The 24,847-nt window shown below is 71.8% G+C and carries 21 protein-coding genes; 16 read left to right on the top strand and 5 right to left on the bottom strand.

Annotated elements, in window-relative coordinates; all coding sequences use genetic code 11:
- Positions 1-155: 155 nt before the first annotated feature.
- Positions 156-1,175: a hypothetical protein gene (locus OHB00_RS20285; protein ID WP_406436308.1), complete on the bottom strand. Its 1,020-nt coding sequence runs from the start codon at positions 1,173-1,175 to the stop codon at positions 156-158.
- Between the two features lie 77 nt (positions 1,176-1,252).
- Here OHB00_RS20285 and OHB00_RS20280 point away from each other — a divergent pair, with 77 nt between their 5' ends.
- Both OHB00_RS20280 and OHB00_RS20275 read left to right on the top strand, forming a co-directional pair.
- Positions 1,253-1,543: a DUF1905 domain-containing protein gene (locus OHB00_RS20280; RefSeq protein WP_406436307.1), complete on the top strand. Its 291-nt coding sequence runs from the start codon at positions 1,253-1,255 to the stop codon at positions 1,541-1,543.
- Between the two features lie 223 nt (positions 1,544-1,766).
- Complete coding sequence (locus OHB00_RS20275) at positions 1,767-3,347, top strand: hypothetical protein (protein ID WP_406436306.1); 1,581 nt, start codon at positions 1,767-1,769, stop codon at positions 3,345-3,347.
- Positions 3,348-3,502: 155 nt separating this feature from the next.
- On the opposite strand, the gene OHB00_RS20270 is transcribed toward OHB00_RS20275, so the two are convergent.
- Positions 3,503-4,975 (bottom strand): beta-1,6-galactanase, encoded by a 1,473-nt coding sequence (locus tag OHB00_RS20270; protein WP_406436305.1) that lies wholly within the window; start codon positions 4,973-4,975, stop codon positions 3,503-3,505.
- Positions 4,976-5,234: 259 nt separating this feature from the next.
- Between OHB00_RS20270 and OHB00_RS20265 the strand changes: the two genes are divergently transcribed.
- Together OHB00_RS20265 and OHB00_RS20260 are read left to right on the top strand one after the other, a co-directional pair.
- Positions 5,235-6,008, top strand: coding sequence for a class E sortase (locus tag OHB00_RS20265; RefSeq protein ID WP_406445891.1), 774 nt, complete (start codon positions 5,235-5,237; stop codon positions 6,006-6,008).
- A gap of 163 nt (positions 6,009-6,171) precedes the next feature.
- Positions 6,172-6,456, top strand: a complete 285-nt coding sequence (locus OHB00_RS20260) for a hypothetical protein (RefSeq protein WP_406436304.1) — start codon at positions 6,172-6,174, stop codon at positions 6,454-6,456.
- A 73-nt stretch (positions 6,457-6,529) separates the two neighbouring features.
- On the opposite strand, the gene OHB00_RS20255 is transcribed toward OHB00_RS20260, so the two are convergent.
- Positions 6,530-7,933: an MFS transporter gene (locus OHB00_RS20255; RefSeq protein ID WP_406436303.1), complete on the bottom strand. Its 1,404-nt coding sequence runs from the start codon at positions 7,931-7,933 to the stop codon at positions 6,530-6,532.
- 68 nt (positions 7,934-8,001) lie between these two features.
- On the opposite strand from OHB00_RS20255, the gene OHB00_RS20250 reads away from it, so the two are divergent.
- The 4 genes from OHB00_RS20250 to OHB00_RS20235 all read left to right on the top strand — a co-directional run bounded on the left by OHB00_RS20250 (position 8,002) and on the right by OHB00_RS20235 (position 16,557).
- The gene (locus OHB00_RS20250; protein WP_406436302.1) at positions 8,002-8,535 is read left to right on the top strand and encodes a winged helix-turn-helix transcriptional regulator; all 534 of its coding nucleotides are present in this window, start codon (positions 8,002-8,004) and stop codon (positions 8,533-8,535) included.
- A 129-nt stretch (positions 8,536-8,664) separates the two neighbouring features.
- Positions 8,665-9,522: a fumarylacetoacetate hydrolase family protein gene (locus OHB00_RS20245; protein WP_406436301.1), complete on the top strand. Its 858-nt coding sequence runs from the start codon at positions 8,665-8,667 to the stop codon at positions 9,520-9,522.
- Between the two features lie 513 nt (positions 9,523-10,035).
- Positions 10,036-16,260 (top strand): DNRLRE domain-containing protein, encoded by a 6,225-nt coding sequence (locus OHB00_RS20240; RefSeq protein ID WP_406436300.1) that lies wholly within the window; start codon positions 10,036-10,038, stop codon positions 16,258-16,260.
- Positions 16,261-16,335: 75 nt separating this feature from the next.
- Positions 16,336-16,557, top strand: a complete 222-nt coding sequence (locus OHB00_RS20235) for a hypothetical protein (RefSeq protein ID WP_406436299.1) — start codon at positions 16,336-16,338, stop codon at positions 16,555-16,557.
- Between the two features lie 90 nt (positions 16,558-16,647).
- Here the strand turns inward: OHB00_RS20235 and OHB00_RS20230 are convergent, their stop codons facing one another.
- Both OHB00_RS20230 and OHB00_RS20225 read right to left on the bottom strand, forming a co-directional pair.
- Complete coding sequence (locus OHB00_RS20230; protein WP_406436298.1) at positions 16,648-17,148, bottom strand: heme-degrading domain-containing protein; 501 nt, start codon at positions 17,146-17,148, stop codon at positions 16,648-16,650.
- Complete coding sequence (locus OHB00_RS20225; protein ID WP_406436297.1) at positions 17,148-18,224, bottom strand: Gfo/Idh/MocA family oxidoreductase; 1,077 nt, start codon at positions 18,222-18,224, stop codon at positions 17,148-17,150. The genes OHB00_RS20230 and OHB00_RS20225 overlap by 1 nt, the downstream gene beginning before the upstream one ends.
- Positions 18,225-18,272: 48 nt before the next feature.
- Here OHB00_RS20225 and OHB00_RS20220 point away from each other — a divergent pair, with 48 nt between their 5' ends.
- The 8 genes from OHB00_RS20220 (at position 18,273) to OHB00_RS20185 (ending at position 24,841) form a co-directional block, all read left to right on the top strand.
- On the top strand, positions 18,273-19,391 hold the full coding sequence (locus OHB00_RS20220) for an ROK family protein (RefSeq protein WP_406436296.1): 1,119 nt from the start codon (positions 18,273-18,275) through the stop codon (positions 19,389-19,391).
- Positions 19,392-19,479: 88 nt separating this feature from the next.
- Entirely contained in the window at positions 19,480-20,442 is a 963-nt protein-coding gene (locus tag OHB00_RS20215; protein ID WP_406436295.1) for a hypothetical protein, read from the top strand.
- Positions 20,443-20,515: 73 nt separating this feature from the next.
- Positions 20,516-20,671 (top strand): hypothetical protein, encoded by a 156-nt coding sequence (locus OHB00_RS20210; RefSeq protein ID WP_406436294.1) that lies wholly within the window; start codon positions 20,516-20,518, stop codon positions 20,669-20,671.
- 123 nt (positions 20,672-20,794) lie between these two features.
- The gene (locus OHB00_RS20205; protein ID WP_406436293.1) at positions 20,795-21,574 is read left to right on the top strand and encodes an HAD-IIA family hydrolase; all 780 of its coding nucleotides are present in this window, start codon (positions 20,795-20,797) and stop codon (positions 21,572-21,574) included.
- A gap of 116 nt (positions 21,575-21,690) precedes the next feature.
- Complete coding sequence (locus tag OHB00_RS20200; RefSeq protein ID WP_406436292.1) at positions 21,691-22,239, top strand: hypothetical protein; 549 nt, start codon at positions 21,691-21,693, stop codon at positions 22,237-22,239.
- 13 nt (positions 22,240-22,252) lie between these two features.
- Complete coding sequence (locus OHB00_RS20195; RefSeq protein ID WP_406436291.1) at positions 22,253-22,924, top strand: class F sortase; 672 nt, start codon at positions 22,253-22,255, stop codon at positions 22,922-22,924.
- A gap of 345 nt (positions 22,925-23,269) precedes the next feature.
- Positions 23,270-24,298, top strand: coding sequence for a glycoside hydrolase family 6 protein (locus OHB00_RS20190; protein ID WP_406436290.1), 1,029 nt, complete (start codon positions 23,270-23,272; stop codon positions 24,296-24,298).
- 75 nt (positions 24,299-24,373) lie between these two features.
- Positions 24,374-24,841, top strand: coding sequence for an AbfB domain-containing protein (locus OHB00_RS20185; RefSeq protein WP_406436289.1), 468 nt, complete (start codon positions 24,374-24,376; stop codon positions 24,839-24,841).
- Positions 24,842-24,847: the final 6 nt, after the last annotated feature.

Raw genomic sequence — 24,847 nt, 5'->3', positions numbered from 1 at the left:
ATCAAGACCTGCTCATGGCGCCAGGTGCAGTTCGAGGGCGGACTGCCACCGAGTGCCGTCTCGCCATCCAGAGCTAAAGTTCAAGTTGCCACTGCTGCAGGGCGGTTCGGCAGGGGATTGCCAGGCCTTTGGGTGTCAAGGTATGGAGGGATACCTCAACCCTCGGCATCGCCGTGGCACTCCCCGTAGGCCGCTCCAATCCCACACCAGCAGTTCCCTCGTTGCTGGGGAGGCCAAACCACCGCCCGCCCCCGTGCCGCCAACGTCGTCGCGTACTGGGGGAGGAGGGTGGTGTCGGACGGGGACGAGCCCTCCGAGGCGGCGAAGGCCTCGTAGGAGGGGACCGTGCCGGTGACGATGCCCAGGTTTCCAGTGCCGGAGACGGAGAGTTCGCGGAGGGAGGACTCTATGGTCGAGAGGTGCTCGGGGTGGGACGGATACTCCACCGCCAGGTCCGGGTATGCCGACAGGAGCTCTGAGAGTTCTTCCGCCGGCCAGTGCAGGACCGCCACCGGGAAGGGGCGGGAGAGGGCCTCGCGGTAGGCGCCGAGTTCGGCGCGGAGGCGGGAGATCTCGGCCTCCAGTTCCGCCGGGTTGTCGGAGCCCAGGGACCAGACGCGCTTGGGGTCGTGGAGCTCGTCCAGGGAGATGGCGGAGGAGTGGAGGGTGTCGGCGCGGGCGTCCCAGTCGTCGTGGGGGAGGCCCAGCATGCGGCGGACCCGGTGGCGGCCGATCAGCACCGGGTGCGTGGCGTACGGGGGGTCGGTGACGTCCGTCAGGAGGAGGGTGGCCGCCGCCGTGAACGTGTCGTGCGCCGCTTCCAGCTCGTCGTGGGATTCGAGGGACTCGGCGACGATGACCCAGGGGGCCGGGTCCCGGGGGGCCGTGGCGCGTATGCCCTCGATGATCGCCCTGGCCTCTGCCTCGTGGTCGTACTCCCACAGGTTCGACGCCTTGAGGGCCCGGACGAGGGACGCGTTCTCCAGGGTGTCCGGGGTGGAGAGGAGGCGGTCGTAGAGCGCGGTCGCGGCGGGGCGGGCGTCGGCCAGTTCGAGGTGGGCCGCGGCCTGGAGGAGAAGGGCCTCGGCGTCCTCGGGGTAGAGGCCGGCGGTCCGCTCCAGGCGTGCCGCTTCGGCGGTGTGGTCGACGTTCTCGGCAGGCGTGTCGGGGCGCATGAACGACACCGTACTGCCCGGCGGTGACAAAGAAGAGATAGGGATAGGGGGCAGTCCGTAGCGAGGGGAGTCGTCGGGTGCGGTTCGAGTTCCGTGGGTGTGTCGTGGAGTGGCGGGGGCCCGCTCCTTACTACTTCCTGCCCGTCCCGGAGGAGGAGTGCGAGGAGGTGCGGGCCGTGGCCGCCATGGCCTCGTACGGGTGGGGGGTCATTCCTGTTGAAGTGACCTTGGGCGGGGTGGTCTTCGAGACGTCCCTGTTTCCCAAGGACGGGCGGTATCTGCTGCCGCTGAAGAGTGCGGTGCGCGGGCCGCAGGGGCTGGGCGCCGGGGACGAGGTGCGGGTGGAGATGCGGGTGCGGCTCGGGTAGTCGTACAGCGGGCTGCCGACGGGATTCGGTGACCTGTGGAAACGCGGCCTCTGCCCTGTGGGGAGCCCGCGCTGGTCCGTGCGGATTCCCGGTGAACTTCTGGCAGTCGGCCGTCGGCCGTCGCTAAGTCGGGTGCTCTGGAGAGGTTCCCGGATCGGAACCCGTCCGTCAGCTGACGGACACTCGGGCGCAACCCTCCGGTGTGCTGGCGTGTCCACGTAGTGTGCTGACGATACGTAGAACATGGCGGACAGCGGCGGCCGCCGCTTTCGCGACCGCCGCCCTGGCGGTCGCGATCCCGGCCGCGCACGCCGCCGGAACGACGCTCGTCCTGGACGCCCAGGAGAACTACTACCTCCCCACCGAGGGCGAGGGCCCGAACCTGGACCTCGGCATCACCGCCTCGGGCGGGGACGCCCACGACGTCTCGGTCGCGGTCGACGCGTCGTCCCTCGCCGGGAAGGCGACGATGGTGGTCACGGGGGACTGCGTGAGCACCGGCGCCCTGAAGGTGAGGTGCGACGTGGGCCCGCTGTCGGGCAGGGAGTCGATCGACCCGTTCTTCCTGAAGCCCACCGCGGCCGCCAAGGCGGGCGACACCGGTGCCATCACCTACACCGCCACCGCCTCCGACGCGCCCACCGTGACCGGGAAGACGGACGTCCTGGTCGGCGGGCCGAAGCTCGTCCGCCGGCCCTACCCGGCGCTGAAGGGCATCGCGCCCGGCGCCGTCTTCGCACGCACCCCGGCCTTCGCCAACACCGGCTCAGCCCCCGCCGACCAGGGCGTCATGCTGCTGGTGCAGGACTCCGACGGCGTCTCCCTCGCCCGTGACCACTCCAACTGCCATTACTCGGACCAGCCCGACCTCGGCGCCTGGTGCCGGTTCGCCACCCCGGTCGCGCCCGGCTCGGCCTACGAGACGGACGCGCCGCTGCGCTACACCGCCGCCAAGGACACGATGTACGGCTACAACACCTACGTCGTGTGGCCGGTCGGCGGCACCGCGCCCGACTCCTTCGACCCGTCCGACTTCCCCGAGACCGGCACCGGCGCGCCGCTCGGCCTGAAGTCCGTCCCCTCCGGCTCCGGATTCACCGGCTCCGGGTACGGCACCTTCGCCACCACCCAGCACGCCGACTACCAGGCGCTCGGTGACACGGTCGAGGGCAAGGTCGGCGAGACGGTGAGCATCACCGTGGGCGTGCGGAACAACGGGCCGGGCCGGATGGACTTCCAGTGGATGGACGCCGACAACTCCGGCACGTTCGTGGTGACCCCGCCGGCCGGCACCACCATCACCGGCGCCCCCGGCCCCGGCGAGCAGGGCGACCCGGGGCCGCTGTGGAACTGCACACCGGGCAGGGCCGGCGCGAAGAGCTACACCTGCGACATCGGCAGCACGGACTTCCGGCCGGGCGACTCCGTGACCCAGGAGTTCACGGTGCGGATCGACCGGGTCGTCCCCGGCGCGCGGGGCAGCGTGAAGGCGGTGGAGAACCCCGAGTACCCCAACCGTGACGACGACGCGGCGAACGACACCGCGGCGATCGCGGTGAAGGCCACCGGCTCGGCGACGTCCAGCCCGTCGCCCAGCGCCTCCGCGTCCCCGTCGGCCACGGCCACCGCGAGCCCGTCCGGCTCCGGGGCGGGAACCGGGAGCGGGACGACGACCGGCGGTGGCCTCGCCGCCACGGGCTCGGACGGAGCCCTGCTGCGGGCGGGCATCGCCGTCCTGCTGGTGGCGGGCGGCGCGCTGGTGTTCCTGGCGGCGCGGAGGTCGCGGCCGCAGAGCGGCCGCTGACGCCGCCGCCCCGGCGTGGCAGGGCGTCAGCGGCCGATGAAGTACTCCGTCGCCTCGCGAACCGCATTCCGGCGGTAGCCCACAGCGGCGGGGGCACGGTGAGCACGTGCCCCCGCCGCCGGTTCAGGGTTGGACTCCGCCGCCGGTGGCCCGGGTCAGATCGTCACGCCGTCGATCTGCAGGGTCTGCACCGCCTTCGCCGCGACCGACACCGCCACCGTCTTTCCGGACAGGTAGGTGTCCGAGTACGACTTGTACGCGTCGCCGCCCGTCGTGACGGTGTTCCAGCGGGGGACCAGGCCGTTCGTGCCGCCGGTCACCGTCGTGAAGCCGGAGAGGTTGAAGGTGAAGGTCTGGGCGGAGGTGGCGGTGTTCAACGCCACGATCACCAGGCGCTTCGCCGACGCGTCGTAGGCCGCCACCGCGTTGCTCACGCCCGTGTCGAGGATCTTCATGCCGGGACGGATGTGGCGGCTGAACTGGGCCATCACGTAGTACTTGGTGGTGATTCCCTCTGGCGCCAGGGTGCTCGCGTCGTACTGGATCATCGCCCAGTCCGGGTCCGTGTCCATGACCTGCCAGTAGACCCAGGCGGTGGGGTGCAGCCAGCGGAAGTCGTAGAGCAGGTTGAAGGCCATGGTGTAGCCGGTGCCGTCTTTGTCGCCGGTCTCGGAGTTCCACAGGGCCTTGCCCGCCGTCGTCACGACGTCCGTGTAGAGCAGGTCCCGGCGGCCGCCCGAGCCCTGGTAGCCGTGGACGTTGACGCGGTCCACGTAGCCCTTGGTCGTGGAGGAGAAGGAGCTCCAGGTGGTGCGGGCCAGGTCGTAGGTGTTCTCGTCCGACGCCGAGATCTTCGTGCTGGTGAGCCCCCGGTTGTTCAGCTCGCTGCGGAGGTAGGGGAGGACCGCCGCCTGGACGGTCGAGTCGATGTGGCAGCCCTCCTGTGTGCCGGTCGCCGTCCACCAGGACGAGGAGGGCTCGTTGAAGGCCTCCACCGTCGCGAAGTTCACGCCCCAGTTGTTCTTGGCGTACAGGGCGACGGCCGCCAGGTGGGAGGCGTGCTGGCGGTAGTTCCAGGACTGGAGGTTGTTGCCGCCGCCGGAGGCGCCGGACGGGTTGTGGTTGAGGCACATCCACCACATGGGGGAGTTGGCGAAGAGCTCGGCGGTCGCGCCGCGGTTCACCGCCTTCACGAGCATGGCCCGCTGGTTCGCGTCCGCCGTCCAGTCCCAGGCCGAGGAGGTGGGGTCCTCGTTGTTCCAGTCCTGCCAGTAGCCCTCGATCTGCTTGAACGCCGGGATGTTGGGGGAGGCCACCATGGTGGTGCCGTTCACGCTGTTCCAGCTGCTCGCGCCCAGGTTGTAGCGGGCGATGTTCAGGCCCAGGCCGGGGAGTGAAGTGCTGTTGTACGTCGTCGACTTGGTGGTGAAGAAGATGTCGGCGAAGTCGTCCCGGGTGCCGAAGACATTGCCCCACCAGGCGAGAGAGGTGCCCCAGCCCTCCCAGGTGCCGTAGGACGTGGAGGGGCTGACGGCGATGGTCGCGTCGGCGCGGGCCGTGCCCGTGGCCAGGGCGCTGCCCAGGAGGCCGCCTCCCGCGGCGGCCAGGAGTGTTCTGCGTCGGATCATGGCTTGTTCTCAACCTCTCCGTGCGGCTCAAACGCCCGTTCCCGAACCGGCGTCGACTCGTCCCCCCGCATGCCAACAGGAAGCATCAGGTGTGATGTCCGAGGTTGTCGAGAGTTGTGACAGTACTTTCTAAAACCCGTGGAAGAAGGGCGGGCGGGCAGGGCTGGTAACAGCGGTCCCCGCGGCTCTGGTGACTTGGCGACGCTCGCCCTATCGTGCGGGTCCGGCCGGGGTCGGCGGGAGGTGCGCGGTGCGGGTCGTGGGGCACGGTGAGCGGCGGTGGCGGGCCAGGCGGCGGCGGGTGCTGTGGACCGGGGGCGAACTGCTCGTCACGGTGGGCGTGGTGCTCATGCTCCTGGTCGTGCACCAGTTGTGGTGGACCAACCGGGAGGCGAAGCAGGGGGCCGCGCGGAAGGTGGAGGCCCTGGAGCGGGAGTGGGCCGGCGGAGGGCCGTCGGACGACTCCGGGGGCTCGGGGGGCGGCGGAAAGGGCGGTTCCGGTACGGCGGGGTCCTCGTCGTCCGCCGGTTCCTCCGGTGCCGGGCGGCAGCGGGCGTCGTACACCACCCGTGTCGTCGCCTCCCAGGCGTACGCCGTCCTCGTCGTCCCGCGGCTCGGGCTGCGCGTCCCGATCGCCGAGGGCGTCAGCAAGCCGAAGGTGCTCAACCACGGGTACGTCGGGCACTACCCCGGCACCCAACAGCCGGGCCAGGCAGGGAACTTCGCGCTCGCCGGGCACCGCAACACCCATGGCGAGCCGTTCCGCTATCTGCCGCGGCTGCGGCTCAGGGACCCGGTGGAGGTCGAGACGGCGTCGGCGACCTACACGTATGTCGTGGACCAGATCCTGCCGCAGACGTCATCCCGGGACTCAGGGGTCATCAAGCCCGTACCGCGTTCCATCGTGAAGCCGTCGTACGGGTACAAGGAGCCGGGGTACTACATCACCCTCACCACCTGCACGCCCGAGTTCACCTCGCGGTACCGGATGGTGGTGTGGGGGAAGCTGGTGTCGACGCGGCCGCGGGCGTAGAAGGCGGCGGGGAGCGGGGGTGAGCGGCCAGGAGCGGACGCTCCGGGCCGATGGTCCGTGCGCCTGTCCGAGGGGCTTTCGGACATGTCACGAGCAGGAGCGCGCTCCGGGTGGTATGTCCGTTTCGAGAAGGGTGGCCTCGGGATCCGTGAGGAGATCGGCTATGTACGCGGTGGTTCGGCGGTACGAAGGGGTGACGGATCCCGCCGAGGCGGGACGCCGGGTGGACGAGGGATTCGTTCCCCTCCTGCGCCAGGTATCCGGCTTCGTGGCCTACTACTGGATCGATGCCGGGGACGGAGTGATGCTCTCCACCAGCGTGTACGACGACCAGGCCGGGGCCGACGAGTCGGTCAGGAGGGCGGCGGACTTCGTACGGGACCAGCTCGCCTCGCTGCTTCCCAACCCTCCGCAGGTCACGGCCGGCCAGGTCGTGGCCGCCGGATAGCGGACTCCGGGGCGGGGCTGGACCGGCGGCTCTGGTGTCGTACGGCGCCGAGCCGGGGGCGCGTCGCACCGGTTCACGCCCGCTCCCGGAGCCCCACCACCCCCGCCGCGCCCAGCACCGCCAGGCCGGCCGACACCACCATCGCGACGTCCGCGCCGTGGGTCAGGCCGCCGCCGGCGGACGTGGCCAGGGCGATGGTCAGGGCGACGCCCGCGCAGGAGCCGATGTAGCGGAAGGTCTGCTGGGCGCCGGAACCCATCGCGGCCCGGGCGGCGGGGACCGACTCCACCGCCAGGAGAGGGAGCGCGGCGTTGAGGAGGCCGCTGCCCGCCCCGCCGAGCATCAGGCCCGGCAGCAGCCGGGGCCAGGAGCCCGCGTCCAGGGCGCCCAGCATCGCCAGCGCGCCGCCCGCGTGCAGCAGGAAACCCGCGGCGAGTTGCCGGCGGGGGGAGACCCGGCCCGCGAGCCGCTTCGCCTGGAGCGCCACGGCGAAGGACAGGCCGGACCAGAGCAGGAACAGCCACGCGGTGTCCATCGCGGACATTCCCAGCGTCTGCTGCAGGAGTGCCGGGAGATAGCTGAACAGGCCTATCACCGTCAGGCCCGTGACCAGACCGCTGAGGGAGGAGACCAGGAAACGGGGGGTGCGGAAGAGGGCCAGGTCGATCATCGGGGTGGGCGCGAAGCGGCGCTCGATCAGGGTGAAGGCGCCGAGGAGGACGAGTGTCGCCGCCAGCAGCAGGCCCACCTGCGGCCGCAGCCAGCCGTCCCGGCCCAGGGTGAGCGCCGCCACCAGGGACACCAGTGCCAGGCCGAAGGCCAGGGCCCCGGCGATGTCCGGGCGGCCGCCGCGCGGGGAGCGGGACTCCGTCAGGGTGCGGAAGGAGACTCCGGCCACCACGAGCGCGGCCGCGCCCAGTACGGCGTACGCCACCCGCCAGCTCGGCAGGGCACCGGCGACCAGCGGGCCGAGGGCGATGCCGCCGCTCACGAACGCGCCCCACACGCCGGTCGCGTGCAGCCGGCCGCGCGGACTCGGGAACGCGGCCACCAGCAGGCCCAGGCTGCTCGCGAGGATCGCCGCGCTGGCCGCGCCCTGCGCCACCCGGGCCAGGGTGAAGGTCCAGGTGGAGGTGGTCAGGCCGCCGAGCGCGGTGGTCAGGCCGAGGGCGACGGTGCCGGCGACGAAGACGCGGCGGCGGCCGTAGTCGTCGGCCAGGCTGCCGGCCACCAGGAGGAGCGCGGCGAGGCCGAGCGGGGTGCCGTTCAGCAGCCAGGCCTGCGCGGAGAGCGGGGTGTGCAGGGCGGCGACCGTGTTCGGGAGGGTGACCACCGGGGCGGTGTACGTCATCAGGGCCACGGTGGTCGCGGCGCTGGTGAGGGCCAGGGTGGCGCGGCCGCCGTGGGCGGGGGCCGTCTCCGTCGCGGGTGCCGTCGGGCTCACACCCTTGAGGGTTCTTTCACTGAACCTAGTCATGGCGGTACCCTAGCACCGTTGGTTCGTTCATTGAACCCATCGCTGGAAAACTGACTAAGGTGGTCCCCATGGCACTGGGCAAGGACTACGCGACGCAGGAGTGCTCGATCGCCCGCGCGCTGGAGGTCGTCGGCGAACGCTGGACCCTGCTCGTCGTCCGCGACGCGCTCTACGGCGTCCGGCGCTACAACGACTTCCTCGTCCATCTCGGCATCCCGCGCGCCGTCCTGTCGGCCCGCCTGAAGGCGCTCATCGAGGAGGGGATCCTGGAGAAGCGCCGGTACCAGGAGTCGCCGCCCCGGGACGAGTACGTCGTCACCGAACGCGGCATCGCGCTCTGGCCCACCCTGCGCGCCCTCGCCCTCTGGGGACGCGAGCACCTCATGGACCGCCGGCTGCGCTACTTCCGGCACGCCGACTGCGGTACCGAACTCGGCCCGTACGGCGAGTGCCCCGCCTGCGGAACCGTCGTTCCCGTCGCGGACGTCGTCATCGCGCCCGGGCCGGGCCTCGATCCCGACCCGGCGGACCCGGTCAGCAGGGCGCTCCTCAAGCCCAAGCGGCTCCTGGAGCCGCTGGAGCTGGAGACGGACCAGGTGTGAACGGCCGCCTACGGTCCAGTACGTGAACAAGCTCTTGCCCGCTGCACGTTCCTCTTGGAGGATCGACCAGTCCTCCGATGGCTGCACCCGTCGGCGGGGCGCCTGCTGTCAAGGGAGATGGTGACGACCATGAAGCTGCTGCGAGTCGGTACGGCGGGGGCGGAGCGGCCCGCGCTGCTCGACGCCGAGGGTGTCCTGCGGGACCTGACGGGGGTCGTCGACGACATCGACGGGGCGCTGCTCGCCGACGACGCGGCGCTCGGCCGGGTCCGGGCCGCCGCCGACGCCGGCGAGCTGCCCGCGCTCGACGCGACCGGGCTGCGGATCGGGCCCCCGCTGGCGCGGATCGGAAAGGTCGTGTGCATCGGGCTGAACTACCACGACCACGCCCGGGAGACGGGGGCCGAGCCGCCGGCCGAGCCGGTCGTCTTCTTCAAGGCCGCGGACACGGTCGTGGGGCCGAACGACACCGTGCTGGTGCCCCGCGGGTCCGTGAAGACCGACTGGGAGGTGGAGCTGGCGGTCGTCATCGGGCGTACGGCCCGGTATGTGGCCGACGACGAGGACCCGCTGGCGTACGTCGCCGGGTACGCCGTCGCGCACGACGTGTCCGAGCGGGAGTTCCAGATCGAGCGCGGCGGGACCTGGGACAAGGGGAAGAACTGCGAGACGTTCAACCCGCTCGGGCCGTGGCTGGTGACGGCCGACGAGGTCGGGGATCCGCAGGGGCTCTCGCTGAGGCTCTGGGTGAACGGTGAACTGAAGCAGGACGGGACCACGGCCGAGCAGATCTTCTCGGTCGCGGAAGTCGTGCGGTACGTCAGCCGGTTCATGGTGCTGTACCCCGGGGACGTGATCAACACCGGGACTCCGGCGGGGGTGGCGCTGGGGGCGCCCGAGCCCAAGCCGTTCCTGCGCGCCGGGGACGTGGTGGAGCTGGAGATCGCCGGGCTCGGCAGGCAGCGGCAGGAGCTCAAGGACGCCTGAGACTCGGTACATGTCTGGCCCGTCACCCGTTTCCGCCGGGGTGACGGGCCAGACGGCTGTCCCGGCCGTCTCGGCGAGCGGGGGAGATGCCCTTCCCGGGAAGCCCTTTCCCCGGATCGGTGGCCGGATTTGGATGGTTATACCGTAAAGCCTTGATCAAGTCGGCGCACGTAGCCGGGGTGCGGGTACCGGCGGTCGCATGGTCGGGCTGGAGGGGGAGTGCCCGCTTTTGCAACCCGGGGCGAGTGTGGTCGTCGTGCCTCGCGCGGGGGCTCTCAGCAGGGCTTTTTTACCCGGACTTGGTGATGGGCGGGGTGCTCGCAAAGGCCCCATGTGTGATCGATGTAAAGATCTGCCCGCCATAGCTTCATAGCTTCATCGCTTCAGAGCTTCACCAGCGGAAAGATCACGGGGTTGCACGTGCGCAGCAGATCACGGTCCGGCAGATTCGGCAGAGCCGGCCGATCCAAGAGTTTCAGCCAGTTCTCGGCGCGGATACGTGCGATAGGCGTGGTGGCCGCCGCCGTCCTTGTCGCCGAAACCGCGCTGACCCTCGCCGACACCGGCGCGGCGGTGGCCCTCCCGGACGACACGGCCACCTCCGCCGCGACCTCCACCGCCGCGGCGGACACCCACTACGGTGCCGCCGAGGCCAAGGACCCCACCTCGGCCCTCCTCATGGCCCGCCTGCAGAACCGCAGGATCGAGGTCCTCTCCGCGCGCACGACGGACTCCACCACCTACGCGCTGCCCGACGGCAGCATGCAGACCGAGGACTACGCCGGTCCCGTCCGCGTGAAGCAGGACGGCGACTGGCACGACATCGACACCGACCTCTCCGACACCGGCCCGGACCTGGAACCCCAGGTGGCCGCGGCGGACATCGCCGTGTCGGACGGCGGTGACACCGACCTCGCCTCCGTCACCAAGGGCAGCGACTCCTTCGGCCTGGGCTGGGCGGACAAGCTCCCCACCCCGACCGTCAAGGACGACACCGCCTCCTACGACCTCGGCGACGGCCAGACCCTGTCGGCGACGGCGCTGGCGCAGGGCTTCTCGGAGAACATCACGCTGGACAGCCGGCCGTCCGGCAGGACGGTCAGCTACCGGATCCCGCTGCACCTCAAGGGCCTGACCCTGTCCCAGGCCGACTCCGGCCACCTGCTGCTGAAGGACGGCGACGGCAAGCTCGTCGCCGAGGCGCCCGCGCCGATGATGTGGGACGCGTCCAAGGACCCGGCCTCCGGCGAGTCCGCGCACGAGGAGCAGGTCACCTCGGAGATCGAGACCGCCGACGACGGCTCCCAGACCCTCGTCCTGACCCCGGACGCCGACTTCCTCGACACCGCGACCTACCCGGTCACCGTCGACCCGACCTCCACCCTCGCCGTCACCACCGACACCTGGGTGCAGACCCCGGACTACCCCGACTCCCAGGTCTCCTCGCAGGAGCTGAAGTCGGGCACGTACGACAGCGGCACCGATGTGGCCCGCGCCTACCTGAAGTTCGACGTCTCGAAGTTCGCCGGCACGCACATCACCTCGGCGACGATGAAGCTCTACAACTACTACTCCGCCACCTGCTCCACCTCGGGCGCCGCGACCCAGGCCCGCCGGATCACCTCCACCTGGTCCTCGTCCTCGGTGACCTGGTCCGCCCAGCCGTCCACCACGACGACCGGCATGGCGACCAACACCGGCCACTGGGGCTACAGCTCCTCCTGCCCGGCCGCGTGGTCGAACTGGAACATGCAGTCGATCGTGCAGGCCTGGGCCGACGGCTCCACCAACTACGGCATCCAGCTGCGCAGCGCCGACGAGACCGACCCGACGACCTGGCGCCGGTTCCGGTCCGCGAACTACACCACCTCGGGGTACGCCCCGCAGCTGGTCGTCACCTACAACTCCTACCCGGCGAAGCCGACTTCGGCCGCGGTGTCGCCGTCCGCCGTCAACGCCTACAACGGCAAGCGGTACGTGACGACGTACACCCCGACCCTGTCCGCGAAGGTCTCCGACCCGGACGGCTCCACGGTCAAGGCCCAGTTCGAGATCACCAACGACCCGGCCTACGCCGGCGACCCGACGTACTCGTACACCGCCACCTCGGCGTCGGTGTCCTCCGGAGGCACCGCCACCCTGGCCGTCCCGAGCGCGAGCCAGCTGACCGCCTCGCACCTGCGCCTGCGCGTGCGGGGCTACGACGGCACGGACTACGGCGCCTGGTCGTCGTACCTGTACTTCGTGCCGAACGTGGCCAAGCCGAACGCGCCCACGATCTCCTGCTCCCCCTACTCCGCCGGCAACTGGACGGACAAGTCGAGCAGCGGCGCGACCTGCACGCTGAGCACCACCTCCACCGACGGCGCCGGCTACCAGTGGGGCCTGGACGACAAGACCGTCCCCGACAGCGCGCTGGACACCACGGACGGCACCGGCGGCCAGTCGCAGAGCATCACCGTCAAGCCGGGCAACGGCTGGCACACCCTGTACGCGCGGACCATCGACTCCGGCGGCAACATCTCCACCGCCACCACCTCCTACGCGTTCGGCGTCGGCAAGGCGGGGCTCGTCGCACCGGTCACGGGCGACACCACCGACGACGACGTGACCCTGTCGGCCACCCAGTCCGGGGCGTTCACCGGGGTGACCTACCAGTACCGGATCGGCGACAGCGTCGACTGGCAGCCGATCCCGGTGACGTACGTGACCAAGGCGGACGGCTCGGCGATCTCCTCCTGGCCGGTCTCCTTCTCCGCCGCCTCGAACCCCGGCGACCTCACCTGGGCGGCGACCGGCCAGCTCACCGACGACGGCCCGGTCCAGGTGCGGGCGCTGTTCACGGACGGCACCAACACCTACGGCACCGACGCGGCCACCGTCACCGTCGACCGCAAGGCCGACAACGCCCCCAGCAGCGCGGTCGGTCCGGGCACGGTCAACCTGCTCACCGGTGACCTCTCCCTGGACGCCACGGACGCCGGTGCGTTCGGCGCCACCGTCACCCGTACCTTCTCCTCCCGCGAACCGCTCGCGGGGGCGGAACTGTCCGGCCAGGTGGCCGTCTTCGGCCCCGACTGGACCTCCGGGATCACCGCGTCCACCTCGGACTGGACGTACATCCGCGAGACCTCGACCACCTCGGTCGCCGTGATGGATTCCAGCGGCGGCCAGACCGGCTTCACCCTCAACGCGTCCGGCGGCTGGACCCCCGAGCCCGGGGCCGAGAACCTCACGCTCACCCTCGCCGGTGACACGTACACGCTGAAGGACTCCGGCGGCAGCGTCACCACCTTCGGCAAGGTGTCGAGCACCGCGCCGACATGGCAGGTGAAGACCTCGTACACGGTGAACGACTCCTCCGCGAACACCACCACGGTGGTCTCGCGGGCCGTGAACCTCTCCGACGGCACGGTCCTCGCCGAGCCGCAGTACGTCATCGCGCCCACCAGCGCGGTGTCCGCGGCGACCTGCGCCACCGACCCGTCCACCGCCGACTGCAGGGTGCTGGAGTTCGTCTACGCCTCGGACACCACCGCCACCTCGTCCGCCCTCGGCGACTACGCGGGGCAGGTGAAGCAGATCAAGCTGTGGGCCACCGCCCCCGGCGGGTCGGCCGCGACCGCCACGTCCGTCGCCCAGTACGCCTACGACACCTCGGGCCGCCTCCGCGAGGCCTGGGACCCGCGCCTGGACACCCCGCTGAAGACGGCGTACACCTACGACAGCGCGGGCCGGGTCGCCACCGAGACCGACCCGGGCGAGCTGCCCTGGACCTTCGCCTACGGCAAGGTCGGCACCGGCGGCGACGCGGGCGACGGCATGCTGCTGTCCGCCTCCCGCCCGACGCTGAAGCCGGGCACCGCCTCGACCACCGACGGCACCGCCACCACCAGCGTGGTCTACGGCGTCCCCGTCACCGGCACGTCCGCGCCGAACCGGCTGGACGCGGCCACCACCGCCACCTGGGACCAGCACGACAACCCGGTCTACGGCGCGGCCGTCTTCCCCGCCTCCGCCACCGTCCCCTCCTCCCACGACGGCACGGCCCTCGGGGCCGGCGACTACACCACCGCGACGATCAGCTACCTCGACGCCAACGGCCGCGAGGTCGACACCGCGGTACCCGGCGGGCACATCGCCACTACCGAGTACAACGCCGACGGCAACGTGAGTCGTGAACTCACCGCCGGAAACAGGGAATTGGCACTCGGCACAACCACCAGCTCCGACCCCTTGCTGGCCGGGGCCGTCGCCGGGGCGAGCAGCACCGCGAGCGCGGCCGACCTGCTCTCCACGGTCACGGAGTACACCACCGGCACCGACGGCGCCGCCGTCGCCTCCGACGTCTACGAGCCGCTGCACACGGTCACGCTCCAGCACGCCCTCTCCGGCGGCACCAGCGACGCCGACCTGGCCGCCGGCACCGAGACCCTGGCCCGCGCGCACACCGCGTACGGCTACGACCAGGGCCGCCCCGCCGACGCCGAGGTCTCCGACCTGCTGACGTCGACGACCGTGGGCGCGAGCGTCACCGGCTACCCCTCCGACGGCGACACGTCGAAGGACACCGCCACCTACGACTGGTCGACCGGCCTCCAGCTGACCTCGGTCACCGACCCGTCGGGCCTGGCCCTCACCACCACCTACAGCTACGACGGCGACGGCAACCTGCTGTCGGCCACCGGCCCGAACAAGAACTCGACCACGGAGACGGTCACCACGTACTGGTCGGCGACCGGCTCGGGCACCTGCCAGGGCCGCCCCGAGTGGGCCGGTCTGACCTGCCAGGTCGCCCCGGGCGCCACCATCACCGGCGGCGGCTCCAACCCCTCCGAGCTGGTCACCAAGGCCTACACCTACGACCGTTACGGCGAGCCCGCCACCCTCACCGAGACCGCGAACGGCACCACCCGCACCACCACCTACACCCGTGACCCGGCCGGCCGGGTCACCAGGAAGGCGATCAGCGGCGGCAAGGGCACGGACACCCCGGACACGACCTACACCTACGACACGTCGACCGGTCTGCTCGCCAGTCAGACCAGCAACTCCCAGACCATCAGCCACACCTACGACAGCCTCGGCCGCCAGATGTCCTACGCCGACGGCTCGGGCAACACCACGACCACGTCGTACGACCCCCTGAACCGCCCGGTGACGGTCACGGACTCCGCCCCCTCGACGACGACGTACAGCTACGACAGCACCACCGGCTACCCGACGAAGGTCACCGACTCGGTCGCGGGCACCTTCACCGCCACGGCCTACGACGCCGACGGCGACCTCACCGCCGAGACCCTGCCCGGCGGCTACGCCCTCGCCCAGACCTACGACACCATCGGAGCCCCCACCGGCCGCACCTACACCGACTCCGCCGGCACCACCGTCCTCGACGACCAGGCCGACTACACGATCCTGGGCACCGAGGCCGGCCACACCGAGAACAACGGCGCCTCCACCGGCACCGGTTACACCTACGACGCGGCGGGCCGCCTCACCCAGGCCCAGGACGACACGGGCGCCGCCTGCACGACGCGCGCGTACACCTTCGCGTCGGCGACGAGCTGGGACCGTACCAAGCAGACGACGGACACCAGCACGACGGACTGCGCCGACACGACGACCACCACCACGTCGACGACCACCCACACCTACGACAGCGCGGACCGGATCACGGACACCGGCTACACGTACGACGCGTTCGGCCGCACCCTGACCACCCCCGACGCGACCCTCACCTACTACACGAACGACCTGGCCCGCAGCGAGGCGACCAGCACCGCCAAGCAGACCTGGTCCCTGGACGCCGACCACCGCCAGGCCGTCACCACCAGCGCTACCAGCACCGACGGCGGCACCACCTGGACCGACAGCACGACGGCCACCAACCACTACGCCGACGACACCGACAGCCCCACCTGGACCGCGGACTCCTCCGGCGCGATCACCCGCTCCGTCACGGACACGGCCGGCGCCCTGGGTGCGACCACGTCCGCGAGCGGAGCCGTCACCCTGCAACTCGGTGACCTGCACGGTGACATCGCGGTCACCCTGGCCACGGCCACGACGACGGCGACCGCCTACACCTACGACGAGTACGGCAACACGACGAACACCGCACGCTACGGCTGGCAGGGCAGCTCCCGTCTCGCGAGCGACACCCCCACCGGTCTCACCCTCATGGGGCTGCGCCTCTACAACCCCACGACGGGCCGGTTCCTGCAGACCGACCCGGTCACGGGCGGCAGCGCGACCTCGTACGACTACTGCAACGGCGACCCGGTCAACTGCGCCGACACGAACGGCCAGTGCCCGTCATGGCGGCACCCGGTCAAGAAGGCCGCGTGCAAGGCCGCCGTCTGGGCCACCGAATACGGTATCGAGGCGGTCGGCGAGGTCTTCTGCGGTGCCGTGGCCACCGTGGTCTTCGCCCTGTGCAGCGCGATCGTCACCGGGCTGTCCGCCGCCGCGTCGTACTACGTGGAGACACGCTGGGACGGCGGCTTCTCCTGGGGCGAGGCGATCAGCAACTTCGTCTACGCCGCCTTCGCCGGCGGGGTCCTCGGGGGCGCGACCAAGAAGTTCCTGAAGACCAGCGCCGGAAAGTCCTTCCTCCGCAAGACCAGGTCGTTCCTGACCAAGGCGGCGGAGAAGGTGGAATCGAAGCTCCCGCGTCTCCACCTCTCCGGCCTGGTGACGAGGATCGCCAACGTGATCAAGGACAGGCTGGGCTAGAAAGTGATGGAGAAGCCGGAGAAAACCAGTGAGCCGGAGAAAACCAGTGAGCCGGAGAAGACCGTGAAGGCGGAGATGACAGCCGAGTCGGACCAGAAGAAGACGGGGTTCTCGCTGCTGCGGTTCGCCCTCATGCTCTTCGCCATCGCGATCGCCCACTTCGCGACCGCCGTCACCTTCGGCCATTCCGTTTCCAGCGCGCTGGGGACCCTGGCCGAGGACACGGTGATGCTCACCCTCGTGGTCTCGCTGGTCGCCTACGTCAGGTCCAGGATGCGGCGGAAGGAGCAGAGTTAGCGGAGCTGGGAGGGCCGGGGAACTGCGCCAGCCGGTCGGCTGCGGGCCGGTGGGGCCTGTCGCGCAGTTCCCCGCGCCCCTATTTGTCGGCTACGCCTCCAAATATCTCTCCAGGGCCTCCACCACGAAGCGGTGGTCCTGGAGTTGGGGCAGGCCCGAGACCGTCACGGTGCCGATCACGCCCACGTTCTCCACGGTGATCGGGAAGGAGCCGCCGTGGGCCGCGTACTCGTCCGGGTCCAGGCGGGAGGACTCCTCGAAGGTCGAGCCCTTGGCCCGGAAGCGGGCGCCGACCAGGTAGGACGCCGAGCCGTAGCGCTCCACCACCCGGCGCTTGCGGGCGATCCAGGCGTCGTTGTCGGGGGTCGAGCCGGGCAGGGCCGCGTGGAAGAGCTGCTGGCCGGCCCGGTGGATGTCGATGGCCACCGGGGCCTGCCGCTCCCGGGCCATCTCCACCAGCAGGGAGCCGAGGGCCCACGCGTCGTCGTAGGTGAACTGCCGGAACACCAGGCGGCGTTCCTGCCTCTCCAGCTCCTCGACGGGCGGGACGAGTTCGGGAGTGGTCTTCGGGGTGAGCTGCGGGTGGTGCATCAGAGAGTCACCGTCACCTTGTCTCGCGCCGAGCGGCGGGCTGCTTCCAGTACGTCCAGGGCGGCGGCCGCCTCCAGCGCGGTCACCGGGTTGTGGCCCTCGCCCCGCAGGGCCTTGGCCACGGCACCGTAGTACGCGGGGTAGTCGCCGGGGAGGGTGGGGACGGCCCGGCCGCCGCCGGTGACCGGGGACTCTCCGGCGCCGACACGGCCGTGCAGGGCCTCCGGCTCGGCGCCCCAGTTCTCCGTGGTGTGCGGGCGCTCGCCCTTGCGCAGGGCGTCCTCCTGAGGGTCCAGGCCGTACTTGACGTAACCGGCCTTCGACCCCAGCACCCGGAAGCGCGGGCCGAGCTGGGCCGCCGTCGCCGAGACGTGGAGGTGGGAGCGGACGCCGTTCGCGTGCGTGAGCGCGATGAAGGTGTCGTCGTCGGTCTCGGCGCCGGTCCGGCGGATCACCGACTCGGCGTACACCTCGGTGGCCGGGCCGAAGAGGACCAGGGCCTGGTCGACGACGTGGCTGCCGAGGTCGTAGAGGAGACCTCCGATCTCTGCCGGGTCGCCGGACTCGCGCCAGCCGCCCTTGGGCTGCGGGCGCCAGCGTTCGAAGCGGGACTCGAAGCGCCAGGCGTCGCCCAGCGCACCTTCCGCAAGCAGCTTGCGCAGGGTCAGGAAGTCGTTGTCCCAGCGGCGGTTCTGGAAGACCGACAGCAGCAGCCCCCGCTCCTCGGCGAGGGCGGCCAGCTCGCGTGCCTCGGCGGCGGTGCCGGCGACCGGCTTGTCGACCACGACCGGCAGGCCCGCCTTGAGGGCGGCCGTCGCCAGCGGGACATGCGTCCGGTTCGGGGACGCGATGACGACGAGGTCGAGCTCGGCGCCCCGGTCGAACAGCTCGTCGGCGGTGGCGACGGTCCGCACGTCCGGGAACTCGGCCTCGGCCTGTGCCTGCCGCTCGGGGTTCGAGGTGACCACCGTGTCCAGGGCGAGGCCCTCGGCGGCGGCGATCAGGGGGGCGTGGAAGACGGATCCGGCGAGGCCGTAGCCGATGAGGCCGACGCGGAGGGGAGAGGCAGCTGTCATGCGACCCACTTTGGCAACGCTGTTGCCAAAGTGCAAGTGGGAGGGAGAATGACTGCCGTGAACACGACGAGGAGCGGGCGACCGGGCGCGGCCGGAGCGAATCTGCCGGCCATGCGCAGCCACAACACCGCGCTGGTGCTGGATCTGCTGCGCACGGCGGGGGAGGGCGGCATCAGCCGGCTCGAACTGGCCGAGCGGACCGGGCTCACTCCGCAGGCGGTCAGCAAGATCACCGCCCGGCTGCGCGAGGAGGGCCTCGCCGCGGAGGCCGGGCGGCGCGCGTCCACCGGGGGCAAGCCGGCCACCGTACTGCGGCTGGTGCCGGACGCCGGGCACGCGGTGGGGATCCAGCTGGACCGGGACGAGCTGCGCGCGGTCCTCGTCGACCTCGACGGCACGGTGGTGGCCGCGCGGCAGGCGGCGGTGGATCTGGGGGCCGGGGCGGAGGCCGTCCTCGGCGCGGTCGTGGAGCTGGCCGGGGAGCTGGTCGAGCGCGGCGGCGACTCGCTGCTCGGGGTCGGGGTCGGGGCACCCGGTCCGCTCGACCACAGCCACGGTGTGCTGCACCGGGTCACCGGGTTCCCCGAGTGGGACGGCTTCCCGCTGCGGGACGCGCTCGCCGAGCGGCTCGGGGTGCCGGTCGTCGTCGACAAGGACAGCAACGCGGCGGCCCTCGGACTCGCCGTCGGCGGCGAGGGCGGCTCCTTCGCCTGCCTGCTCCTCGGTACGGGACTGGGCGCAGGCCTGGTGATCGGCGGCACCGTGCACCGGGGGGCGCGCACCGGGGCCGGGGAGTTCGGGCACCAGGTCGTCCAGCTCGACGGGCCGCCCTGCCACTGCGGCGACCGCGGCTGCATCGAGGCGCTGTGCCTGGCGGCGGTGGCCCGCGGCGACGTGGCCGAGGCCGCGCGGGTCCTCGGCGTCGGCGCCGCGAACCTGGCCGGCCTGCTCGACATCGACCTCGTGCTGCTCGGCGGCCGGACGATCGCGGCCGCGCCGGACCCCTTCGTACGGGGGGTCGCCGCCGTCCTCGACGCCCACACCCGGCGGGAGGGCAGCCTCCGTACGACGGTCCCGGTGCGTCTCGCTCCCAGCGGCGGCCAGGGGGTCGCGGAGGGCGCGGCCCAGCTGCTGCTCGCTCCGCTGTTCGGGCGCGCGGACGGCTGACGGCAGAGGGCTGTTCGAGCGGACTCGGTCCGCCCGCGCGGAGTGGCGCCCGCCCGGTCGCGGCGGTGCGCGGCAGGATCACCTGACCATGCGATGGACCACGTACCTGTCCCCCTGCCTGGCCGCCGCAGCCGCCGTGCTCGTCCCCGCACCGCCGGCGACGGCCGCCCCCGCCGTCGCCGAGGCGTCCTGCGCGGCCGCCGGCGAACAGGGCTTCCCCCTCACCACCCGCCTCCACGACGGCCCCTCGTCCTACGACCCCGGCGGCGGCTTCGGCACCTGGTACCTCGACCTCACCAACACCACCCGCCGCACCTGCGCCGACGTCCACCCGGTCGTCGTCCTCGTCGACGACAAGCGAGCCCTCAAGCCCTCCCAGACCGAGCTGGAGTTCTACGACGGTCCGCGCACCCGCCCGGTGCCGCTGACGCAGACCGACGAGTCCGAGCTGGTCGGCGTGTTCGACGGGGCCGGCTTCCCGGGGTTCACCGTGGCGCCCGGGGCGACCGTCTCGATCAAGGTACGGCTCGCCGTCACCTCCGACGCCGTACCGAACGGGGTCACGGCCAACGCGGCGGTCGTACAACGGCAGGGGGCGGACGGCGAGTGGGTGGGGGAGTCGAACGACTACCGCTTCGGCATCGCCGGCGAACCGCCGCCACGGCCCACCGGCCCCGCCCCCGCGGTCCCGTCCGGCGACTCCTCGCAGGCCGCCCCTCAGTCGCCTCCGGGGGACACCCCCGAAAGCCCCGGCACCCCCGGCACCAGCAGCCCGGGGGCCAGCCGCGGAGCCACCCCCGGGAGCACCCCCGCCGCCTCCCCCGGCGACAGCGCCCCGCCCCGCACCGACGAGGCCGGCGAATCCTGGGAGGGCCGGGAAGGCTGGGACGGTCACGGGGCCTTGGACGCCGAGGGTGCCTGGGAGGCCGGGGAGCGTGCCCGCGAACTCGCCCGCACCGGCGCCGGCCTGGCCCGCGGTCTGCTCACGGCCGCCGCCGCCCTGCTCGCCGTAGGCGCGAGCGCGTTCCTGCTGGCCCGCCGGCGGCGGTGACCCAGGGGCGGTGCGACCGTACCGGCGGTGGCGGCGATGCCCCCTGTCCGTCCGGGCGGGTGCCGTGCGGGACGTGTTCAGCGGGGTACACACGGGGGCGGGGCCGGTCGCCGGTGTGCTGACCGGGGCGTATGACGCGGATGCGCTGCGGGCCGCCGGGGCGAGCCGGACGCCGGCGCCGGTGGCCGGTCTGCCCGGTGTGCTCGCGGGGCGGCCGACCAGCAGGTGAACCGGCCGTTCCCGGCTGATCCAGCTGTGTCTAGGCTGGGGGCCGTCGGTACGCCGTGGTTCCGGCGCCGCAGCTCACGCATGACCCGCACGTACGCCATCCGCACGCCAGGAGACGCACCACATGGCAGAGCGCAAGCCCATCGAGTCGTGGCTCACCGACATGGACGGGGTTCTCATTCACGAGGGGGTCCCGATCCCCGGAGCGGACGCCTTCCTGAAGAAGCTGCGGGAGTCCGGACGGCCCTTCCTGGTGCTCACGAACAACTCCATCTACACCGCCCGTGACCTGCACGCACGGCTGCGGCGGATGGGCCTGGACGTGCCGGTGGAGAACATCTGGACCTCGGCGCTGGCCACCGCCCAGTTCCTGGACGACCAGCGGCCCGGCGGCAGCGCCTACGTCATCGGCGAGGCCGGCCTGACCACCGCGCTGCACGACATCGGGTACATCCTCACCGACCACGAGCCCGACTTCGTCATCCTCGGTGAGACCCGCACCTACTCCTTCGAGGCGCTCACCAAGGCCGTGCGCCTGATCAACGACGGTGCCCGGTTCATCGCCACCAACCCCGACAACGTCGGCCCGTCCACCGAGGGCGACCTGCCCGCCACCGGCTCGGTCGCCGCGCTGATCACCGCCGCGACCGGCAAGAAGCCGTACTTCGTCGGCAAGCCCAACCCGCTGATGATGCGGGCCGGCCTCAACGCGATCGGCGCCCACTCGGAGACCTCCGCGATGATCGGCGACCGGATGGACACCGACGTCCTCGCGGGTCTGGAGGCCGGCATGCGCACCTTCCTGGTGCTCTCCGGCGTCACCCAGCCGGACGACGTCGACCGCTACCCCTTCCGGCCCTCCGAGGTCGTCGACTCGATCGCCGACCTCGTCGACCGGGTCTGAGCCGCCGGCGACCGGCGGTCACCAAACCTGCCACCACCCGTACGGAGCAACAAGGCGCCCCCGAGGATGCGGGGGCGCCGGGTGCGGGGGAGCCTCCAGATATCTGGAGGTTCACGATGGGCTCTCTTCCCCTCACACTCTGTACCGGACTCCTGGCCTGCGCCGCCGGACTCTCCCCGGCGGCCGCCCACGCGGCGGACGGCCAGGGCGTCACGGTGACCCCGGCTTCCCCGCCCGCCGGGTCCGTGGTGGCGCTGCGGGCCAGCGGCTGCTCCGGTACGACCGGCACCGCCGCCTCGACGGCCTTCGTCTCGGACGCCCGCCTCGGCGGCACCGGCGGCGCCCTGACCGGCCAGGCCCAGGTCCGCTCCACCATCGGCGCCGGCACGTACACCGTGCAGGTCACCTGCGCCGGCTCCGCCGTGACCGGCAGCGTCACCGTCGTACCGCAGTCCTCGTCCCAGCTGGACCTGCCCGGTGTGGTGCCCGCCTCGCCGGTCGCCCCCGTGCACGCGGGCGGCGGAGGCGCCGCCCCGCTCGCCTCGGTGGAGTCCCGCTCGGCCGGTCCCGACACCGCGCAGGCGGTGACCGGCCTGCTCCTGGCCGCGTTCGCCGCGGCCGCCGTCGGGCTGCTGAGCGCCCGCCGCGGCCGCGGCTCGCGCTGAGGACGGGACCACGATGTCCGACGACACCGAACGTTCCTCCGGCACCGGACGGCTGCTGACCGGGGTGGCCTGGGCGATCCTGCTGCTCGGGCTGTGGCTGTGGGGCCGCGGGGTCACCGAGATACCCGACGGCATGACAGGCCCCACCACGGGTGACGTGGCCGCCGTCGGCCGCCCCCCGTCCGACCCCGAACTCCCGCCCGCCGCGAAGCCGTTGACCTCGGCCGTGCCCGAGCGCGTGGACATACCGGAACTGGGCGTGCAGGCCCCCGTGGTCGCCCGCGGCCTGGACCGGGACGGCGGGATCGACCCGCCCCCCTTCGACCAGCCCGGCGTGGTCGGCTGGTACGGCTCCGGCACCGGCCCCGGCGCGGCCGGCACCGCGGTCCTGGTCGGGCACGTCGACACCGAGACCAGGCCCGCCGTCTTCTACAAGATCAGCGCGATGCGCCCCGGCGAGACGATCCGCGTGGTCCGCGCCGACAACACGGTCGCCGAGTTCACCGTCGACGACGTCCGGGTACTGCCCCGCGACCACTTCGACGCCCAACAGGCCTACGGCACCCGGGAGTCGGGCCGTGCCGAGCTCCGCCTGATCACCTGCGGCGGCACCTTCGACCGGACGACCCACAGCTACACGGCGAACGTGGTCGTCTCGGCGTACCTCACCGGCACCGCCGTATAGGGGCGGCCGCACCCGGCCCACCTGTCGCCCGGTCGACGGCCCGCTCCCCTGAGACCGCCGACCGGGCCGGTCCTCGACCACGCGCGCTCGGGCTGCGGGAGTAACCCGGCGTCAGGCGCGGGAGGCTGGGCAGGGCGGACCAGGGTCCGGGCCGCCCGCAAGCGACTCTAGAGGGCGACGGGCGCCCGGGCCTAGGTTCCCGACCGCCAAGCCGCCCCCCATCCGTCGACTCGCCCGCCGATCCGGGCTGTAACAGCTCACCGACAAGGGTTGGGCGATCTCGTGGTGAGTGCGGTGGGTATGTCACGATTAGGCTCTGGCCAAGTGCACCCAGGGGGGAATTGGATGTACGACAGCAGGGGGGCCCGCTCGGCGGCCCTGGCCGGGGCACTGGGAGCGGCGCTGCTGCTCGCCGGCTGCTCCTCGGGCGGCGGCTCCGGCGGGGCCGGACCGGCCGCGAGTCCACAGGCGGCGATCACCCAACAGCCGAGGGAGGCCGACCCGTTCTGGGTGAACCCGGACTCCAACGCCGCCCGCCAGGTGAAGGCCTACGCGAAGGCCGGCAAGGACGGCGAGGCCCGGCAGATCCGCAAGATAGCGGCACAGCCGACCGGCGAGTGGATCGGCCCGGAGAACCCGGAGCAGGAGGCGCGCGGCTTCACCGAGGCCGCCCAGAAGTCCGACCGCACCGCCCTCCTGGTCCTCTACGACATCCCGCACCGCGACTGCGGCCAGTACAGCCAGGGCGGCGCGGCCGACGGCGACGCGTACCGGGCGTGGATCGACGGGGTGGCGGACGGCATCCAGGACCGCCCCGCCACGATCGTCCTGGAACCGGACGCGGTGCTCCACCTGGTCGACGGCTGCACACCCGCCCGATTCGCCGAAGAACGCTACGACTTGCTGCGCGGCGCGATCGCCAGGCTCAAGACCCTCAAGAACACCAAGGTCTACCTGGACGCGGGCAACGCCGGCTGGGGCCACCCCGACCAGATCTACCAGCCCCTCCAGCAGGCGGGCGTCACCCAGGCCGACGGTTTCGCGGTCAACGTCTCCAACTTCTACTCCACCCAGGACTCCATCACCTACGGCAAGCAGCTCTCCCAGAAGGTCGGCGACAAACACTTCGTCGTCGACACCAGCAGAAACGGCAACGGCCCGTACACGGCCGGTGATGCGGACGAACGGTGGTGCAACCCGCCGGGGCGGGCGCTCGGAGATACCCCGACGACGAGGACGGCGGACCCCTTGGTGGACGCCTACCTGTGGGTCAAACGTCCCGGGGAGTCCGACGGCACGTGCAAGGGCGGCCCACAGGCGGGCAATTGGTGGCCGGCCTACGCCTTGGAACTGGCGCGGGCGACAAACCCCTAGGGGGCGCCGGGGCGTATCCGATATGCGGCTTCGCGGGGCGGGGCGCATGATGGAGCCGAGGGAAGGAGAGGCGTCATGCCCAAGCTTTCGCTGTTTTCCAACAACTTCCCGGATTTCTTCATCGTCGAACGGAGCGGCGATGTCGATATCTCCAAGATCGAAACGGATGAAGACCGGCGTAACGCCACTTTCGAGTGGACCGGCCCCGCGCTGGACTTCGGCGAATCGGGACGGCTGGTGCGAGCCACTCTTCCGCTGGGCTTCTGTCTGCGGATCGACGCGCTTGAGGGGTTCCGCGTAGTCGGCAAGTTCTTCACCGGGATCATCGACCCCGACGTCGCGGAAGAGGTTCGTGAGGATTCGACCTTCGTCCTTGAAAGAGCGGAGATCGACCCGAACCAGGCCTCGTTCCGGTCTGTGCGGTTCCCCGACCGTTTCCTCCGGCACCGGGACTTCCACCTCTTCGCGGAGCCGGTGAACACCCCCGGAGAGCTTCAGGACGCGTGCTTCAGGATCGTCCCGCCGCTCTCCTCGGAGGCGTGACGGGTC

It is taken from the genome of Streptomyces sp. NBC_00631 (assembly GCF_045206895.1).
Lineage (GTDB): Bacteria > Actinomycetota > Actinomycetes > Streptomycetales > Streptomycetaceae > Streptomyces.
This window is presented reverse-complemented; position numbering and strand designations above follow the sequence as displayed.

What these genes read in the sequence shown, in the direction of transcription:
- OHB00_RS20285 (WP_406436308.1), bottom strand. Translation starts at nt 1,175, where the DNA reads ATGCGCCCCGACACGCCTGCCGAGAACGTCGACCACACCGCCGAAGCG.
- OHB00_RS20270 (WP_406436305.1), bottom strand. Translation starts at nt 4,975, where the DNA reads ATGATCCGACGCAGAACACTCCTGGCCGCCGCGGGAGGCGGCCTCCTG.
- OHB00_RS20260 (WP_406436304.1), top strand. Translation starts at nt 6,172, where the DNA reads ATGTACGCGGTGGTTCGGCGGTACGAAGGGGTGACGGATCCCGCCGAG.
- OHB00_RS20255 (WP_406436303.1), bottom strand. Translation starts at nt 7,933, where the DNA reads ATGACTAGGTTCAGTGAAAGAACCCTCAAGGGTGTGAGCCCGACGGCA.
- OHB00_RS20250 (WP_406436302.1), top strand. Translation starts at nt 8,002, where the DNA reads ATGGCACTGGGCAAGGACTACGCGACGCAGGAGTGCTCGATCGCCCGC.
- OHB00_RS20245 (WP_406436301.1), top strand. Translation starts at nt 8,665, where the DNA reads ATGAAGCTGCTGCGAGTCGGTACGGCGGGGGCGGAGCGGCCCGCGCTG.
- OHB00_RS20235 (WP_406436299.1), top strand. Translation starts at nt 16,336, where the DNA reads ATGACAGCCGAGTCGGACCAGAAGAAGACGGGGTTCTCGCTGCTGCGG.
- OHB00_RS20230 (WP_406436298.1), bottom strand. Translation starts at nt 17,148, where the DNA reads ATGCACCACCCGCAGCTCACCCCGAAGACCACTCCCGAACTCGTCCCG.
- OHB00_RS20225 (WP_406436297.1), bottom strand. Translation starts at nt 18,224, where the DNA reads ATGACAGCTGCCTCTCCCCTCCGCGTCGGCCTCATCGGCTACGGCCTC.
- OHB00_RS20220 (WP_406436296.1), top strand. Translation starts at nt 18,273, where the DNA reads ATGACTGCCGTGAACACGACGAGGAGCGGGCGACCGGGCGCGGCCGGA.
- OHB00_RS20215 (WP_406436295.1), top strand. Translation starts at nt 19,480, where the DNA reads ATGCGATGGACCACGTACCTGTCCCCCTGCCTGGCCGCCGCAGCCGCC.
- OHB00_RS20205 (WP_406436293.1), top strand. Translation starts at nt 20,795, where the DNA reads ATGGCAGAGCGCAAGCCCATCGAGTCGTGGCTCACCGACATGGACGGG.
- OHB00_RS20200 (WP_406436292.1), top strand. Translation starts at nt 21,691, where the DNA reads ATGGGCTCTCTTCCCCTCACACTCTGTACCGGACTCCTGGCCTGCGCC.
- OHB00_RS20195 (WP_406436291.1), top strand. Translation starts at nt 22,253, where the DNA reads ATGTCCGACGACACCGAACGTTCCTCCGGCACCGGACGGCTGCTGACC.
- OHB00_RS20190 (WP_406436290.1), top strand. Translation starts at nt 23,270, where the DNA reads ATGTACGACAGCAGGGGGGCCCGCTCGGCGGCCCTGGCCGGGGCACTG.
- OHB00_RS20185 (WP_406436289.1), top strand. Translation starts at nt 24,374, where the DNA reads ATGCCCAAGCTTTCGCTGTTTTCCAACAACTTCCCGGATTTCTTCATC.